This is a genomic window from Aquitalea sp. FJL05 (assembly GCF_003852595.1).
In the GTDB taxonomy this organism is placed as follows: Bacteria; Pseudomonadota; Gammaproteobacteria; order Burkholderiales; family Chromobacteriaceae; genus Aquitalea; species Aquitalea aquatilis.
In genome coordinates this window covers 1-14012 of the sequence record NZ_QAJS01000012.1, presented here as the reverse complement: position 1 = coordinate 14012, position 14012 = coordinate 1, and the positions used below count along the sequence as shown (strand labels likewise).

The 14012-nt window shown below is 54.0% G+C and carries 28 protein-coding genes; all 28 read right to left on the bottom strand.

Features of this window, described 5'->3' with window-relative positions; translation table 11 throughout:
- Positions 1-42: 42 nt before the first annotated feature.
- Positions 43-438 carry a 50S ribosomal protein L17 gene (rplQ, locus tag DBR44_RS11400; RefSeq protein WP_103522826.1) on the bottom strand — a complete coding sequence of 132 codons (396 nt, stop codon included), beginning with the start codon at positions 436-438 and terminating at the stop codon, positions 43-45.
- A gap of 24 nt (positions 439-462) precedes the next feature.
- Positions 463-1446, bottom strand: coding sequence for a DNA-directed RNA polymerase subunit alpha (gene rpoA, locus DBR44_RS11395; protein ID WP_059284782.1), 984 nt, complete (start codon positions 1444-1446; stop codon positions 463-465).
- A gap of 23 nt (positions 1447-1469) precedes the next feature.
- A complete protein-coding gene (gene rpsD / locus DBR44_RS11390) occupies positions 1470-2090 on the bottom strand; it encodes a 30S ribosomal protein S4 (protein ID WP_059284783.1) in 621 nt (206 codons plus the stop codon).
- Between the two features lie 18 nt (positions 2091-2108).
- The gene (rpsK, locus tag DBR44_RS11385) at positions 2109-2504 is read right to left on the bottom strand and encodes a 30S ribosomal protein S11 (RefSeq protein WP_008955659.1); all 396 of its coding nucleotides are present in this window, start codon (positions 2502-2504) and stop codon (positions 2109-2111) included.
- Between the two features lie 16 nt (positions 2505-2520).
- Positions 2521-2883 carry a 30S ribosomal protein S13 gene (gene rpsM / locus DBR44_RS11380; protein ID WP_103522827.1) on the bottom strand — a complete coding sequence of 121 codons (363 nt, stop codon included), beginning with the start codon at positions 2881-2883 and terminating at the stop codon, positions 2521-2523.
- Between the two features lie 70 nt (positions 2884-2953).
- Positions 2954-3067, bottom strand: a complete 114-nt coding sequence (gene rpmJ / locus DBR44_RS11375; RefSeq protein ID WP_011137711.1) for a 50S ribosomal protein L36 — start codon at positions 3065-3067, stop codon at positions 2954-2956.
- Positions 3068-3342: 275 nt separating this feature from the next.
- Complete coding sequence (gene secY, locus DBR44_RS11365) at positions 3343-4662, bottom strand: preprotein translocase subunit SecY (RefSeq protein WP_124644163.1); 1320 nt, start codon at positions 4660-4662, stop codon at positions 3343-3345.
- Between the two features lie 11 nt (positions 4663-4673).
- Positions 4674-5105 (bottom strand): 50S ribosomal protein L15, encoded by a 432-nt coding sequence (gene rplO / locus DBR44_RS11360; RefSeq protein WP_124644162.1) that lies wholly within the window; start codon positions 5103-5105, stop codon positions 4674-4676.
- A 3-nt stretch (positions 5106-5108) separates the two neighbouring features.
- Positions 5109-5294 (bottom strand): 50S ribosomal protein L30, encoded by a 186-nt coding sequence (gene rpmD / locus DBR44_RS11355; RefSeq protein ID WP_059284787.1) that lies wholly within the window; start codon positions 5292-5294, stop codon positions 5109-5111.
- The gene (rpsE, locus tag DBR44_RS11350; protein ID WP_059284788.1) at positions 5287-5805 is read right to left on the bottom strand and encodes a 30S ribosomal protein S5; all 519 of its coding nucleotides are present in this window, start codon (positions 5803-5805) and stop codon (positions 5287-5289) included. The genes rpmD and rpsE overlap by 8 nt, the downstream gene beginning before the upstream one ends.
- 13 nt (positions 5806-5818) lie before the next feature.
- Entirely contained in the window at positions 5819-6172 is a 354-nt protein-coding gene (rplR, locus tag DBR44_RS11345; RefSeq protein ID WP_045846878.1) for a 50S ribosomal protein L18, read from the bottom strand.
- Between the two features lie 13 nt (positions 6173-6185).
- Entirely contained in the window at positions 6186-6719 is a 534-nt protein-coding gene (rplF, locus tag DBR44_RS11340) for a 50S ribosomal protein L6 (RefSeq protein ID WP_124644161.1), read from the bottom strand.
- 9 nt (positions 6720-6728) lie between these two features.
- Positions 6729-7124: a 30S ribosomal protein S8 gene (gene rpsH / locus DBR44_RS11335; RefSeq protein ID WP_059287130.1), complete on the bottom strand. Its 396-nt coding sequence runs from the start codon at positions 7122-7124 to the stop codon at positions 6729-6731.
- A 14-nt stretch (positions 7125-7138) separates the two neighbouring features.
- Complete coding sequence (gene rpsN, locus DBR44_RS11330) at positions 7139-7444, bottom strand: 30S ribosomal protein S14 (RefSeq protein ID WP_045846875.1); 306 nt, start codon at positions 7442-7444, stop codon at positions 7139-7141.
- Positions 7445-7448: 4 nt separating this feature from the next.
- A complete protein-coding gene (gene rplE, locus DBR44_RS11325) occupies positions 7449-7988 on the bottom strand; it encodes a 50S ribosomal protein L5 (RefSeq protein WP_045846874.1) in 540 nt (179 codons plus the stop codon).
- Between the two features lie 12 nt (positions 7989-8000).
- Positions 8001-8315, bottom strand: a complete 315-nt coding sequence (rplX, locus tag DBR44_RS11320; RefSeq protein WP_059287129.1) for a 50S ribosomal protein L24 — start codon at positions 8313-8315, stop codon at positions 8001-8003.
- Between the two features lie 9 nt (positions 8316-8324).
- On the bottom strand, positions 8325-8693 hold the full coding sequence (gene rplN / locus DBR44_RS11315; RefSeq protein ID WP_043579386.1) for a 50S ribosomal protein L14: 369 nt from the start codon (positions 8691-8693) through the stop codon (positions 8325-8327).
- A gap of 204 nt (positions 8694-8897) precedes the next feature.
- A complete protein-coding gene (gene rpsQ, locus DBR44_RS11310; RefSeq protein ID WP_045846872.1) occupies positions 8898-9161 on the bottom strand; it encodes a 30S ribosomal protein S17 in 264 nt (87 codons plus the stop codon).
- Between the two features lies 1 nt (position 9162).
- Entirely contained in the window at positions 9163-9351 is a 189-nt protein-coding gene (rpmC, locus tag DBR44_RS11305) for a 50S ribosomal protein L29 (RefSeq protein WP_021478360.1), read from the bottom strand.
- Positions 9351-9767: a 50S ribosomal protein L16 gene (gene rplP / locus DBR44_RS11300; protein WP_045846871.1), complete on the bottom strand. Its 417-nt coding sequence runs from the start codon at positions 9765-9767 to the stop codon at positions 9351-9353. Before rplP ends, rpmC begins: the two co-directional genes overlap by 1 nt.
- A complete protein-coding gene (rpsC, locus tag DBR44_RS11295; protein WP_045846870.1) occupies positions 9751-10452 on the bottom strand; it encodes a 30S ribosomal protein S3 in 702 nt (233 codons plus the stop codon). Before rpsC ends, rplP begins: the two co-directional genes overlap by 17 nt.
- A 10-nt stretch (positions 10453-10462) precedes the next feature.
- Positions 10463-10792 carry a 50S ribosomal protein L22 gene (gene rplV, locus DBR44_RS11290; protein WP_045846869.1) on the bottom strand — a complete coding sequence of 110 codons (330 nt, stop codon included), beginning with the start codon at positions 10790-10792 and terminating at the stop codon, positions 10463-10465.
- Between the two features lie 9 nt (positions 10793-10801).
- Entirely contained in the window at positions 10802-11080 is a 279-nt protein-coding gene (gene rpsS / locus DBR44_RS11285; protein ID WP_008955640.1) for a 30S ribosomal protein S19, read from the bottom strand.
- Between the two features lie 6 nt (positions 11081-11086).
- Positions 11087-11920 (bottom strand): 50S ribosomal protein L2, encoded by an 834-nt coding sequence (gene rplB / locus DBR44_RS11280; RefSeq protein ID WP_124644160.1) that lies wholly within the window; start codon positions 11918-11920, stop codon positions 11087-11089.
- An 11-nt stretch (positions 11921-11931) separates the two neighbouring features.
- A complete protein-coding gene (gene rplW / locus DBR44_RS11275; RefSeq protein WP_197077176.1) occupies positions 11932-12246 on the bottom strand; it encodes a 50S ribosomal protein L23 in 315 nt (104 codons plus the stop codon).
- Entirely contained in the window at positions 12237-12857 is a 621-nt protein-coding gene (gene rplD / locus DBR44_RS11270; RefSeq protein WP_059287127.1) for a 50S ribosomal protein L4, read from the bottom strand. Before rplD ends, rplW begins: the two co-directional genes overlap by 10 nt.
- Positions 12857-13501 (bottom strand): 50S ribosomal protein L3, encoded by a 645-nt coding sequence (gene rplC, locus DBR44_RS11265; RefSeq protein WP_103522831.1) that lies wholly within the window; start codon positions 13499-13501, stop codon positions 12857-12859. The genes rplD and rplC overlap by 1 nt, the downstream gene beginning before the upstream one ends.
- A 144-nt stretch (positions 13502-13645) precedes the next feature.
- Positions 13646-13957 carry a 30S ribosomal protein S10 gene (gene rpsJ, locus DBR44_RS11260; protein ID WP_017507377.1) on the bottom strand — a complete coding sequence of 104 codons (312 nt, stop codon included), beginning with the start codon at positions 13955-13957 and terminating at the stop codon, positions 13646-13648.
- Between the last annotated feature and the right edge of the window lie 55 nt (positions 13958-14012).

Genomic DNA, 14012 nt, shown 5'->3' with positions numbered 1-14012 from the left:
AAAGCCAGCTTACGCTGGCTTTTTTCACAACTTCACTGAAAATTACTCAGCGGAGTCATCTACGACTGCGACGGCATCTTCAGCACGATCCACCAGCTCTACCAGAGCCATCGGGGCGTTGTCGCCCTTGCGGAAACCGTACTTCAGGATACGCACATAACCACCATTGCGGGCGGAGAAGCGCGGGCCGAGTTCGTCGAAGAGTTTAACCACGATATCGCGGTCACGAGTGCGGTCAAACGCCAGACGACGGTTGGCGAGAGACGGCTTTTTGCCGAGCGTAATCAGCGGCTCGGCCACACGACGCAGTTCCTTGGCTTTCGGCAGCGTGGTCACGATAACTTCGTGCTTCAGCAGCGAATTCGCCATGTTGCGCAGCATCGCCAGACGATGGCTGGTCGTGCGGTTCAGTTTACGATTACTGTAACGATGACGCATTGTTAATGTCCTTTAGTCTCAAACTTACGGCTTTTCCAGACCAGCCGGAGGCCAATTCTCGAGCTTCATGCCGAGAGTCAGGCCCTTCGAAGCGAGAACTTCTTTGATCTCGTTCAGCGACTTGCGACCGAGGTTCGGAGTCTTCAGAAGCTCGGTTTCAGTACGCTGGATCAGATCGCCGATGTAGTAAATGTTCTCTGCCTTCAGGCAGTTGGCCGAACGAACCGTCAGTTCAAGATCGTCTACCGGACGCAGCAAGATCGGATCGATCGGCGGCGCCTTTTCAACGACTTCTTCAACCGCTGTGCCTTGGAGGTCAGCAAAGATCGACAGCTGATCCATCAGAATACGTGCAGCATTACGCACGGCCTGTTCCGGTTCGATGACGCCATTGGTCTCAATATCGAGAACCAGGCGGTCGAGGTCGGTACGTTGCTCAACACGGGCGCTTTCCACTGCAAAGCTCACACGGCGAACCGGCGAGAAGGAAGCATCCAGTTGAATGGTACCGATGGAACGGTTTTCTTCATGCATGGACCGAACAGACACAGGCTGATAGCCACGGCCTTTTTCGACCTTGATCTCCATGTCGATTTTGCCACCAACGGAGAGATGAGCAATCACGTGTTCCGGATTGATCACTTCCACGTCATGCGGCAACTCGATATCGCCAGCCAAGACAGCGCCTTCGCCTTCCTTTTTCAGGGTCAGCACAACACTGTCACGACCATGCAGCTTAAGCACTACGCCCTTGAGGTTGAGGAGGATGTCTACGACATCCTCACGCACGCCATCAAGTGCGGAATACTCATGCAAAACGCCAGCGATAGTCACTTCGGTAGGAGCAAAGCCCGGCATCGACGACAGCAGAATGCGGCGCAGCGAGTTTCCCAGAGTATGGGCGTACCCACGCTCGAACGGCTCCATCGATACGCGTGCATGGGTCGCGGAGACCGGCTGCACGTCAATCAGACGAGGTTTCAAAAATTCCGAAGCGCTGTTTTGCATAGTCATTCCCTAAGAGCTAGCGATTACTTGGAGTAGAATTCCACAACGAGTTGTTCGTTGATATCGCTAGACAGTTCGGAACGTTCCGGAGCAGATTTGAAGACGCCTTCCATCTTCTTGGAGTCAACCGACACCCAAGTAGGGAAACCACCTTGCTCAGCCAGAGCCAGACCTTCTACGATACGGGCCTGTTTCTTGGCCTTTTCGCGGACAGACACAACGTCACCAGCTTTAACCTGGAAAGACGGAATGTTAACTACCTGGCCGTTCACAACGATAGCCTTGTGGCTTACCAACTGACGTGCTTCTGCACGAGTGGAGCCAAAGCCCATGCGATATACAACGTTGTCCAGACGGGCCTCGAGCAGCTTCAGCAGGTTTTCACCAGTGGAGCCTTTACGACGCACAGCTTCCGCAAAGTAGTTGCGGAACTGACGCTCGAGTACGCCATAGATACGGCGGATTTTCTGCTTTTCACGCAGCTGGACACCGTAGTCAGACAGGCGGCTCTTACGAGCGCCATGCTGGCCAGGAGGGGTGTCCAGTTTGCACTTGGAATCCAGTGCACGACGCGCGCTCTTCAGGAAAAGGTCGGTGCCTTCACGACGAGCGAGCTTACATTTCGGGCCGATATAACGTGCCATGTTCTCACACTCTCCGAATTAAATACGACGTTTTTTGGGCGGACGGCAACCGTTGTGCGGTACCGGCGTCACGTCGGAGATGCTGGTGATCTTGAAACCCAGCGCGTTGAGTGCGCGAACAGCGGATTCACGACCCGGACCCGGGCCCTTGATACGAACTTCGAGGTTCTTCACACCGTATTCTTGGGCAACTTTACCAGCGTGCTCTGCTGCTACCTGAGCAGCAAAGGGTGTACTTTTGCGCGAGCCCTTAAAACCAGCGCCGCCAGAGGTAGCCCAAGACAGTGCATTGCCTTGACGGTCGGTGATAGTGATGATGGTGTTGTTGAACGAAGCGTGCACGTGCACGATACCTTCGCTAACAGACTTGCGCACTTTTTTACGTACACGGACAGCTGTGTTTGCTTTAGCCATTTCTGTGTTCCTTTAGTTACTTCTTGCCGGCGATCGCCTTACGCGGTCCCTTGCGGGTACGAGCGTTAGTGCGAGTGCGCTGACCGCGACACGGCAGGCCACGACGATGACGCAGACCGCGATAGCAGCCCATGTCCATCAGACGCTTGATGCTCATGGTGATTTCGCGACGCAGATCACCTTCAACGGTGAACTTCGCCACTGCTTCACGCAGAGTTTCCATCTCAGCTTCTGTCAGATCCTTCACCTTGGTGGAGGGATTCACGCTGGCAGCAACACAAATCTGCTGGGCGCGAGTCTGACCGATGCCGAAAATTGCCTGCAGGCCGATAACGGCATGCGCATGATTGGGGATATTTACCCCTGCAATACGGGCCATACTCTTTCCTTAAGCCTTAAGACCTTGAAAAGTTTGCGATTGTAACACGCAAAGTCAGGTCTAACAAATGTTAGCCTTGCTTTTGCTTGTGACGCGGGTCCGTGCAGATCACGCGAACTACGCGATTGCGACGGATGATTTTGCAGTTACGGCAAATCTTCTTTACCGAAGGCTGTACTCGCATGTCAGTTCCTTTCGTTACTCTAAAAGAGCGAGTGCGTTATTTCGCACGGAACACGATACGGGCAGAGGTCAAATCGGATGGAATTAGTTCCACCGTAACCTTGTAAACAGCCAGGGCACAGATGCGAACATCTGTGTCATTACTGCTTACGCCCAATTACTACGTGTCCATTCTCAAGTTTGATCCTGCAGCAGCACCCAGGTGCTCCTGCCTGATCTCACCCTGCATCTGGATGGTGTCTTACCTAGCCATATAACCCAGCGAGAACACGTGTGTCAGCGGGTAAGGGCATTGCCTTTGAAGTTAGCCTTCTTCAGCAAGCTCTCATACTGATGCGACAGTACGTAGGACTGAACCTGAGCCATGAAATCCATGGTGACCACCACGATGATCAGCAGTGATGTACCACCGAAGTAGAACGGTACATTCCACTTCAAGATGAGGAATTCCGGCAACAGACAAACCAGCGTAATGTAGATCGCACCGATAAGTGTCAGCCGCAGAATGATCTTCTCGATGTAACGCGAAGTCTGCTCACCTGGACGGATACCTGGGATGAAAGCACCACTTTTCTTCAAGTTGTCTGCCGTCTCTTTCGGATTGAAAACGAGAGCGGTGTAGAAATAACAGAAGAAAATGATGGCCGTTGCATACAGCAGCACATAGATGGGCTGTCCGGGATGCAGCTTGTCAGCTACGCCCTTGAGCCAACCCAGGCTTTCATTGTTGCCCAGCCAGCCAAGAATGGTGGCAGGAAACAGAATGATGCTGGATGCAAAAATCGGCGGAATCACCCCTGCCATGTTGAGCTTGAGCGGCATGTGCGTGCTCTGGCCCTGCATGACACGATTACCAACCTGACGCTTGGCGTAGTTGACCAATACTTTACGTTGACCGCGTTCTGCGAACACAACAACGTAAGTCATCAGTGCAACACCAACAAACAGCACGATGGTAAACAGGATGGGCAGCGAGCCTTGACTGGTCAGCGTGAGCGTCTTGCCAATGGCAGCCGGAACACCTGATGCAATACCTGCACAGATGATCAGCGAGATACCGTTGCCGATACCGCGTTCGGTAATCTGTTCACCCAGCCACATGAGGAACATGGTGCCGGTAACCAGGGTTACCACGGTTGTCAGGTAGAACTCCCACTGGGCAGTCACCACCAGGTTAGGCTGCTTAAACAGCATTACCGCGATACTGAAACTCTGAAACGAGGCCAGCAATACGGTTGCATAACGTGTGTACTGGGTTACCTTACGACGTCCCGCGTCGCCTTCCTTCTTCAGCTGCTTCAAACTAGGCAGAACCTCGGAAGCCAGCTGAAGAATGATGGAAGCAGAGATGTACGGCATGATGCCCAGGGCAAATACCGTAAATCTCGAGAGGGCACCGCCCGAGAACATGTTGAACATGTCGAGCAGGCCCGTCTGCGACGTGTGGAACAACTTCGCTAGTTCGGCAGGATTGATACCAGGCACCGGAATATGAGCGCCGATGCGGTAAACAATCAAAGCTCCGATCAAAAACATGATACGGCGCTTCAAATCACCAAATTTATTGGTATTTCCAACTAGAGAAGTATTCGACACGTAAGTGCGCCTTATTCAATACTGCCGCCGGCAGCTTCGATAGCAGCGCGAGCGCCAGCAGTCGCTGCAATACCACGCAGCTTAACAGCACGCTCGATCTTGCCGGACAGTACCACCTTGGCTACCAGAGCCTGAGCAGCAACCAGACCAGCTTGCTTGAGCGACAACAGATCGATTTCATCGACCGGCAGCAAGTTCAGTTCGGACAGGCGAACCTCTGCATTGAAGCGAGCCGTCAGCGACTTGAAGCCACGTTTCGGCAGGCGACGTTGCAGCGGCATTTGACCGCCTTCAAAACCGACCTTGTGGAAACCACCTGCACGGCTCTTTTGACCCTTATGGCCACGACCGGCAGTCTTACCCAGGCCGCTACCAATACCGCGACCTACACGACGCTTCGCATGCTTGGCGCCGTCACCGGGTTGAATGGTGTTCAGCAGCATCTCTTAGCCCTCGAATTTGAGCAGGTAGCTGATCTTGTTGATCATGCCACGGTTTTCAGGGGTATCGAGCACTTCCACAGTCTGGCGGATCTTTTTCAGACCCAGGCCACGGGCGCAAGCCTTGTGGGATTCCAGACGACCGATCAGGCTCTTTACCAGAGTTACCTTTACAGTGTTGGCGTTACTCATGATTAACCCCCAGGATCTCGTCAACGGTCAGACCGCGCTTGGCGGCAACCTGAGAGGCGGTGCTAATCTTGCTCAGGCCGTCCAGAGTTGCACGAACCACGTTGTACGGGTTGGTGGAACCATGAATCTTGGCCGAAACATTGTGAATACCCATTGCGTCAAAAATTGCACGCATCGGGCCACCGGCCTTAACGCCAGTACCTTCTTTAGCCGGCTGGATAAAGACGGTAGTAGCACCGTGCTTACCCGATACGGTGTGGTGCAGGGTACCATTACGCAGCGGGATCTTTACCAGATTGCGGCGGGCCTGTTCCATTGCCTTTTGTACGGCAACCGGAACTTCCTTGGAACGACCTTTGCCCATACCGATGCCGCCATCGCCATCACCAACGACGGTCAAGGCGGAGAAAGCCATAATACGGCCGCCCTTAACCACTTTGGTGACGCGGTTGACGCTGATCATCTTCTCGACCAGACCGTCGCCACGATCTTCCATTTCGTGCTTAGCCATTCTTCACTCCGAATTAGAATACGAGACCGTGTTCACGGGCTGCGTCTGCCACAGCCTTCATACGGCCATGGTATTTGAAACCGGAACGGTCAAATGCCACGGTCGAAATACCGGCTGCCTTGGCTTTTTCAGCGATGCGCTTACCGACTACGGCTGCAGCGGCCACATTGCCACCATTGGAAACGTCAGCGCGTACTTCGGCTTCCAGAGTGGAAGCGCTTGCCAGTACCTTGCTGCCAGTTTCATCAATGATCTGGGCATAAATGTGGCTGTTGGTGCGGTAAACAGTGAGACGCACCATCTTGAGCTCCGCAATCCGAGCACGGGTTTTACGTGCACGGCGGAGTCGAGCTTGTTTCTTGTCCATGTCAGTGCCTCAGTTACTTCTTCTTGGTTTCTTTCAGAACCACAACCTCATCAGCGTAACGAACGCCCTTGCCCTTGTAGGGTTCCGGGGAGCGGTATGCGCGGATTTCGGCAGCGATCTGGCCAACGAGTTGCTTGTTAGCACCCTTGATCAGGATCTCGGTCTGAGTCGGTGTCACAGCTTGGATGCCAGCGGGCATCTGGTGAGCTACCGGGTGAGAGAAACCCAGAGACAGGTTCAGAATGTCGCCTTGAGCCTGGGCACGATAGCCCACACCTACCAGCTGCAGCTTCTTCTCGAAGCCCTTGGAGACACCAATCACCATATTGTTCAGCAGAGCACGCAGAGTACCAGACATGGCACGTGCGAACTTGCTGTCGTTTTTAGCGGCGAAAGTCAGTTCATTGTTGTCGAACTTGACTTCAACCTCTTGGCACAGAGCGGTGCTCAGGCTGCCCAGGGCACCCTTAACAGTCACTTCTGCAGCACCGAATTTTACTTCGACGCCGGCCGGAATGGCCACCGGATTCTTAGCTACGCGAGACATTTGACCCCCTTACGCCACGACGCAGAGCAGCTCACCGCCGATACCGGCAGCGCGTGCTTTACGATCGGTCATGATGCCCTTGGAAGTAGACAGAATCGCTACACCCAGACCATTCATTACCTTCGGGATTTCGGTGGAGCCCTTGTATACGCGCAGGCCGGGACGCGAAACGCGGTCAATGCGCTCGATCACCGGACGGCCAGCGTAATACTTGAGCTGGATATCAAGAACAGGCTTCTTGGCTTCGCCGGCAACGGCGAAATCTTCGATGTAGCCTTCTTCTTTCAGCACCTGTGCCAGCGCAATTTTCAGCTTGGAAGACGGCATTGCAACAGCCACCTTGGAAGCCATTTGGCCGTTACGGATGCGGGTCAACATATCGGAAATAGGATCGTGCATGCTCATTTATGTATCTCCTATTACCAGCTGGCCTTAACAACACCCGGAATTTCGCCCTTCATGGCGATTTCGCGGAGTTTGTTACGACCCAGACCAAATTTACGGAACACGCCACGCGGACGACCGGTGATAGCACAGCGACGACGCTGGCGAACCGGGGAAGCATTGCGCGGCAGCTGCTGCAGTTGCAGGCGAGCGGCAAAGCGTTCTTCTTCCGAGAGGCTTTGATTGTTGATGGTAGCGATGAGGGCTTCGCGCTTAGCGGCAAATTTTTCAGCCACCTTAACGCGCTTCTCTTCACGCTTGATCAGTGCAAGTTTTGCCATGTGCTTAACCCTTGAACGGGAACTTGAACGCGGCCAGCAGTGCGCGGGCCTCTTCGTCAGTCTTCGCCGTAGTGGTAACAGTAATGTTCATACCACGCAGAGCATCGATCTTGTCGTACTCGATTTCCGGGAAGATGATCTGTTCCTTGACGCCCATGTTGTAGTTGCCGCGGCCGTCGAAAGACTTGGCGGAAACACCACGGAAGTCACGGACACGCGGCAACGCGATGGTCACCAGACGGTCCAGGAATTCGTACATGCGTTCACGGCGCAGGGTTACCTTGCAGCCGACCGGATAGTCATCGCGAATCTTGAAGCCAGCGATGGATTTGCGAGCGGTGGTGACAACCGGCTTCTGGCCGGCGATCTTTTCCATATCGCCCACGGCAAATTCCATTACCTTTTTATCGGCAACAGCTTCGCCCACACCCATGTTGACGGTGATCTTTTCGATGCGCGGTACTTCCATGATCGACTTGTAGCCGAACTGTTTCATCAGTTCCGGCACTACGCTGTCTTTGTAGAAATCGTAGAAACGTGCCATGTTTGCTTTTCCTTACGCGCCGATAACTTCGCCGTTGGACTTGAACACGCGTACCTTGCGGCCGTCTTCAAGAGTCTTGAAGCCCACGCGGTCAGCCTTTTGGCTAGCCGGATTGAAAATAGCGACGTTGGAAGCGTCAACAGGCATGATCTTTTCGACGATACCACCAGCAACACCACGTACCGGATTCGGCTTCTGGTGTTTCTTGGCGATGTTCACACCTTCAACAACCAGTTTCTCTTCCAGAACACGCAGAACGGTGCCGCGTTTACCCTTGTCTTTACCGGTGATTACTACGACTTCATCACCTTTACGAATTTTGCGCATGCGACCTCCTTACAGCACTTCAGGAGCAAGCGACACGATCTTCATGAAGCGCTCGGTACGCAGTTCACGCGTCACGGGCCCGAAGATGCGAGTGCCAATCGGCTCAAGCTTGTTGTTGAGCAGAACGGCAGCGTTGCTATCAAACTTGATCAACGAGCCGTCCGGACGACGCACGCCCTTGGCGGTGCGTACTACTACTGCGTTGTACACGTCGCCTTTTTTGACGCGACCGCGCGGAGCAGCATCCTTGATGCTCACCTTGATGATGTCGCCAACGCTTGCATAGCGACGCTTGGAACCGCCCAATACCTTGATGCACATAACGTGACGCGCACCGGTATTGTCAGCGACCTCAAGCATGGTCTGCATTTGGATCATTTGATGATTACCTTTCTAATCCAACTTTATCCGTCACTTTCACCTGCCGGTTTCTCGCATAAGAGCAAGACCAAACAGACGAAACGCCACAGCAAGACTGTGGCGTGTCAAACGGCCAGTTTTGGACCCCGTAAGGGCGGAATTCCTATCCGACACGGATAAGAAGATGGCCATTATACAAGGGACTTTCGTCCCTTGCAAGTCTTATACCTGGCGAGATTTCTCTACCAGGGCAGTTACCACCCACGATTTGGTCTTCGAGAGGGGACGGGACTCGCTGATTACTACGATGTCACCGGCCTTAAACTCGTTGTTCTCGTCGTGTGCGTGGAACTTCTTGGAACGACGGATAATTTTGCCGTAGATCGGGTGCTTAACCTTGCGCTCGACCAGAACGGTTACAGTCTTATCCATCTTGTCGCTGACGACGGTACCGGTCAGCGTACGTACAACTTTGGTTTCGCTCATCTTAAACTGCCTTTTCTTTCAGAACGGTACGTACACGAGCGATATCGCGACGCACTTTCTTCAGTTCAGAGGTCTTGGCGAGTTGCTGAGTAGCGTGCTGCATGCGCAGGGCAAACTGGGCCTTCAGGAGGCTCAGCAGTTCCACTTTCAGCTCGTCAACAGTTTTGGCTTTCAGTTCGGACGCTTTCATTACTGACCTACCTGTCTAGTTACAAACACAGTGGCGATCGGCAACTTGGCTGCGGCCAGACGGAAAGCTTCACGAGCGAGTTCCTCGTTAACACCGTCCATTTCGTACAGCATCTTGCCAGGCTGGATTTCGGCCACGTAGTATTCCGGAGAACCCTTACCCCCACCCATACGTACTTCAGCAGGCTTGGAAGTAATCGGTTTGTCCGGGAAAATACGGATCCAGATACGACCGCCACGCTTGATGTGACGAGTCATGGCACGACGGGCCGCTTCGATCTGACGTGCAGTCAGACGACCACGACCAACAGCCTTCAAACCGAAATCACCAAAGCTGACCTTGTTACCACGGGTAGCGATACCAGTGTTGCGGCCTTTATGCTGTTTACGGTACTTGAGTCTAGTTGGCTGCAGCATTGCGTGGGCCCTTTCTCGTTTTCTTCTCGGTCGCAACCGGAGCCGGCGCTACTTGACCCGGCTTCAGCTCACCTTTGTAAACCCATACCTTGATGCCGATGATACCGTAGGTAGTCTTGGCTTCAGAGGTAGCGTAGTCAACATCGGCACGCAGGGTATGCAGCGGCACGCGGCCTTCGCGATACCATTCGCTACGAGCGATATCGATACCGTTCAGACGGCCGGAGGACATGATCTTGATGCCCTGAGCGCCCATGCGCATGGCGTTCTGCATGGAACGCTTCATGGCACGACGGAACATCACACGCTTTTCCAGCTGCGAAGCGATACCGTCGGCGATGATTTGCGCGTCCAGTTCCGGCTTGCGAACTTCTTCGATATTCACGTGAACCGGCACGCCCAGACGAGCTTGCAGTTCGCGCTTCAGAACTTCGATGTCCTCACCTTTTTTACCGATCACCACACCCGGACGGGCACTGTGAATGGTAATGCGTGCCGACTTAGCCGGACGCTCGATGGTGACACGACCAACAGCCGCATGACCCAGGCGCTTCTTCAGGTATTCGCGGACTTCCAGGTCTTGCATCAGCATTTCCGGGAAATTCTTCGAATTGGCGAACCACTTGGAAGACCAGTTTTTGTTAACGGCAAGACGGAATCCCGTCGGATGAATCTTCTGACCCATTTCTTACCCCTTAATTGCCAACGGTCAACGAGATGTGGCAGGTCTGCTTTTCGATGCGATTGCCACGACCCTTAGCACGGGCAGTGAAACGCTTCAGACTAGCGCCTTTGTCAACAAAGATGCTGGTGACACGCAGGGTGTCAATATCAGCGCCTTCGTTGTGCTCGGCGTTAGCGATGGCAGATTCCAGCACTTTCTTCACAATAACCGCGCCCTTCTTCGGGGAGAAGGCCAGGATATTCAAAGCCTGACCAACGGATTGACCGCGGATCAGATCGGCCACCAGGCGGCACTTTTGTGCCGACAGGCGGACGCTTTTCAGATTTGCAGATACTCTCATCGCTTCACCTTATCTCTTCTTCGCCTTCTTATCGGCCGCGTGGCCTTTGAAGGTACGAGTCAGCGAGAATTCGCCCAGTTTATGACCGACCATGTTTTCGGAAACATAAACAGGCACATGGGTGCGACCGTTGTGAACCGCGATGGTCAAACCAATGAAGTCCGGCAGGACGGTCGAACGACGCGACCAGGTTTTGATCGGACGTTTGTCACTGGTTGCACGCGCCGCGTCGACCTTCTTCAGAAGGTGCAGATCAACGAACGGGCCTTTTTTCTGCGAACGTGCCATTGTCAATTACCCTTTAGTAGAATAGCGACGGCGTACGATCATATTGTCGGTACGCTTGTTGCGACGGGTACGGAAGCCCTTAGTCGGAGTGCCCCATGGGCTAACCGGCACACGGCCTTCACCAGTACGGCCTTCACCACCACCATGCGGGTGATCGACCGGGTTCATCGCCGTACCGCGAACGGTCGGACGAATACCACGCCAGCGACTAGCACCAGCCTTACCCAGCTTGCGCAGGGAATGCTCTTCGTTGCTCACTTCGCCAACAGTCGCACGGCAATCGACATGCACCAAGCGGATTTCGCCGGAACGCAGACGCAGCTGAGCGTAAACGCCTTCGCGGGCCAGCAGCATGGCGGAACCACCAGCGGAACGAACCATCTGGGCGCCCTTGCCAGGTTGCAGCTCAACGCAGTGGATAGTGGTACCCACCGGGATGTTGCGGATCGGCAGAGTATTACCAGCCTTGATCGGAGCCTCGGCACCGGACAGCAGAACAGCACCCGGCTTCACACCGCGCGGAGCGATGATGTAGCGGCGTTCGCCATCGGCGTAGCACAGGAGAGCAATGTGGGCAGTGCGGTTCGGATCGTATTCGATGCGTTCCACTTTTGCCGGGATGCCATCCTTGTTGCGACGGAAGTCGACCAGACGGTAATGTTTCTTGTGACCACCACCCATGTGACGGGTAGTGATACGGCCATTGTTGTTACGGCCAGCAGTGGAAGATTTTTTCTCTACCAGAGCGGCGTGCGGAGCGCCTTTATGCAGATCAGGGTGAACCACCTTGACAACTGCACGACGACCCGCGGAAGTCGGTTTTACTTTAACGATAGGCATGCTCTATCTCCTTACTCCGCAGCGGCCGGGGTGGCGGTCAGATCGATTTCCTGACCCTGAACCAGGCTAACGTAAGCCTTTTTCCAGTCTTTACGACGGCCAAAGGTACGGCCAAAGCGTTTTACTTTGCCCTTGACGTTAACGGTGGATACGCCTTCAACTTTCACGTTGAACAGCATTTCAACCGCAGCCTTGATCTCCGGCTTGGTAGCATCGGTAGCAACACGGAATACAACTTGCTGATGCTTCTCAGCAACCATGGTGCTCTTTTCGGAAACAACCGGGGCCAGAATTACTTGCAACAGACGTTCTTGATTCATGCCCACTGCTCCTCCAGATGCTGCACCGCCTCACGAGTGATGACGATCTTCTTGAAACGCAGCAGGCTGTACGGGTCAGCTTGTTGTGCTTCGATCACCAGCACGTTCGGCAGATTGCGCGAAGACAGATAGAGGTTTTCGTCCAGTTCACGGGTAATGAACAGAGCCTGTTCCAGACCCATGGACTTAACCACACCTACGAATTCCTTGGTTTTCGGCGATTCAACCGACAGCGAATCAACCACAACCAGACGTTCGTCGCGAACCAGCTGGGACAGAATAGCTGCCATACCAGCGCGGAACATCTTGCGGTTAACCTTCTGCGAGAAATTCTCGTCCGGGCTATTCGGGAAAGCACGACCACCACCACGACGGTTCGGCGTGGAGGTCATACCAGCACGCGCATTACCAGTGCCCTTCTGTTTGAAAGGCTTCTTGGTGGAATGATGTACTTCGGCACGAGTCAGCTGGGCACGGTTACCACTGCGAGCATTCGCCAGGAATGCAGTCACAACCTGGTGAACCAGCGCTTCGTTGTATTCGCGACCGAACAGAGTCTCGGATGCCTGCAGGCTGCCAGCAGCCTGACCTTGGCTATTGATTACTTTCAATTCCATCACGCACCTGCCTTCACGCTAGGACGAACGACTACGTCGCCGTTCTTGGCGCCAGGAACGGCACCCTTAACCAGAAGCAGCTGACGCTCGGCATCAACACGAACAACTTCCAGGCACTGAACAGTGCTCTTGACGTTGCCGTACTGACCAGCCATGCGCTTACCCGGGAAAATACGACCCGGATCCTGAGCCTGACCGATGGAACCCGGCGTGTTATGCGAACGCGAGTTACCATGGGAAGCACGGTTGGAAGAGAAGTTGTGACGCTTGATCACACCGGAGAAACCCTTACCCTTGGAGGTACCGGTTACATCAACCAGCTGGCCTACGGCGAAGATTTCAACGGACAGTGCATCACCCGGCTTCAGGGTGGAGAGGGCTTCTGCGGACAGAACGAATTCGTTCAGACCCAGACCTGCCTCAACGCCAGCCTTGGCAAAGTGACCGGCAGCCGCCTTATTAACGCGGTTTGCCTTACGGGTGCCGAAGGTTACTTGAACGGCGGAATAGCCATCAACTTCAGCGGTTTTGATTTGTGTGACGCGATTAGCAGACATGTCCAGCACAGTTACCGGGACGGATGCACCGTCTTCAGCAAAAATGCGGGTCATGCCGACTTTGCGACCGACAAGACCTAAACTCATGTTTATTTCCTTTTGCAGGCGCCGATTACGATTGACCGGCATACAAAAACAAAAGCGGACTCGCAAAATTGCGAGTCCGCTAATGTATCACAAGAAATTTAGCAATCGCAAGCACTTAGCTCACAATTACTAGGTTTCCAGCAATTACTGCAGCTTGATTTCCACATCCACACCGGCCGGCAGGTCGAGCTTCATCAGAGCATCAACAGTCTTGTCGGTCGGATCTACGATGTCCATCAGACGCAGGTGAGTACGGATTTCCAGCTGATCGCGGGAAGTCTTGTTCACGTGCGGGGAACGCAGTACGTTGAAACGCTCGATTTTGGTCGGCAGCGGAACCGGGCCTTTAACAACAGCACCAGTACGCTTGGCAGTTTCAACGATTTCCTGGGCGGAACGATCGATCAGGTTGTAATCGAAGGCCTTCAGGCGGATGCGGATTTTCTGGCTTTGCATATTATCTGCTCCGATTAGGCGATGATTTTGGCAACAACGCCGGCGCCAACAGTAC

Coding starts and splice junctions, on each gene's coding strand:
- rplQ (WP_103522826.1), bottom strand. CDS start 438: ATGCGTCATCGTTACAGTAATCGTAAACTGAACCGCACGACCAGCCAT.
- rpoA (WP_059284782.1), bottom strand. CDS start 1,446: ATGCAAAACAGCGCTTCGGAATTTTTGAAACCTCGTCTGATTGACGTG.
- rpsD (WP_059284783.1), bottom strand. CDS start 2,090: ATGGCACGTTATATCGGCCCGAAATGTAAGCTCGCTCGTCGTGAAGGC.
- rpsK (WP_008955659.1), bottom strand. CDS start 2,504: ATGGCTAAAGCAAACACAGCTGTCCGTGTACGTAAAAAAGTGCGCAAG.
- rpsM (WP_103522827.1), bottom strand. CDS start 2,883: ATGGCCCGTATTGCAGGGGTAAATATCCCCAATCATGCGCATGCCGTT.
- rpmJ (WP_011137711.1), bottom strand. CDS start 3,067: ATGCGAGTACAGCCTTCGGTAAAGAAGATTTGCCGTAACTGCAAAATC.
- rplO (WP_124644162.1), bottom strand. CDS start 5,105: ATGCTGCTGAACACCATTCAACCCGGTGACGGCGCCAAGCATGCGAAG.
- rpmD (WP_059284787.1), bottom strand. CDS start 5,294: ATGAGTAACGCCAACACTGTAAAGGTAACTCTGGTAAAGAGCCTGATC.
- rpsE (WP_059284788.1), bottom strand. CDS start 5,805: ATGGCTAAGCACGAAATGGAAGATCGTGGCGACGGTCTGGTCGAGAAG.
- rplR (WP_045846878.1), bottom strand. CDS start 6,172: ATGGACAAGAAACAAGCTCGACTCCGCCGTGCACGTAAAACCCGTGCT.
- rplF (WP_124644161.1), bottom strand. CDS start 6,719: ATGTCTCGCGTAGCTAAGAATCCGGTGGCCATTCCGGCCGGCGTCGAA.
- rpsH (WP_059287130.1), bottom strand. CDS start 7,124: ATGAGCATGCACGATCCTATTTCCGATATGTTGACCCGCATCCGTAAC.
- rpsN (WP_045846875.1), bottom strand. CDS start 7,444: ATGGCAAAACTTGCACTGATCAAGCGTGAAGAGAAGCGCGTTAAGGTG.
- rplE (WP_045846874.1), bottom strand. CDS start 7,988: ATGGCACGTTTCTACGATTTCTACAAAGACAGCGTAGTGCCGGAACTG.
- rplX (WP_059287129.1), bottom strand. CDS start 8,315: ATGCGCAAAATTCGTAAAGGTGATGAAGTCGTAGTAATCACCGGTAAA.
- rplN (WP_043579386.1), bottom strand. CDS start 8,693: ATGATCCAAATGCAGACCATGCTTGAGGTCGCTGACAATACCGGTGCG.
- rpsQ (WP_045846872.1), bottom strand. CDS start 9,161: ATGAGCGAAACCAAAGTTGTACGTACGCTGACCGGTACCGTCGTCAGC.
- rpmC (WP_021478360.1), bottom strand. CDS start 9,351: ATGAAAGCGTCCGAACTGAAAGCCAAAACTGTTGACGAGCTGAAAGTG.
- rplP (WP_045846871.1), bottom strand. CDS start 9,767: ATGCTGCAGCCAACTAGACTCAAGTACCGTAAACAGCATAAAGGCCGC.
- rpsC (WP_045846870.1), bottom strand. CDS start 10,452: ATGGGTCAGAAGATTCATCCGACGGGATTCCGTCTTGCCGTTAACAAA.
- rplV (WP_045846869.1), bottom strand. CDS start 10,792: ATGAGAGTATCTGCAAATCTGAAAAGCGTCCGCCTGTCGGCACAAAAG.
- rpsS (WP_008955640.1), bottom strand. CDS start 11,080: ATGGCACGTTCGCAGAAAAAAGGCCCGTTCGTTGATCTGCACCTTCTG.
- rplB (WP_124644160.1), bottom strand. CDS start 11,920: ATGCCTATCGTTAAAGTAAAACCGACTTCCGCGGGTCGTCGTGCAGTT.
- rplD (WP_059287127.1), bottom strand. CDS start 12,857: ATGGAATTGAAAGTAATCAATAGCCAAGGTCAGGCTGCTGGCAGCCTG.
- rplC (WP_103522831.1), bottom strand. CDS start 13,501: ATGAGTTTAGGTCTTGTCGGTCGCAAAGTCGGCATGACCCGCATTTTT.
- rpsJ (WP_017507377.1), bottom strand. CDS start 13,957: ATGCAAAGCCAGAAAATCCGCATCCGCCTGAAGGCCTTCGATTACAAC.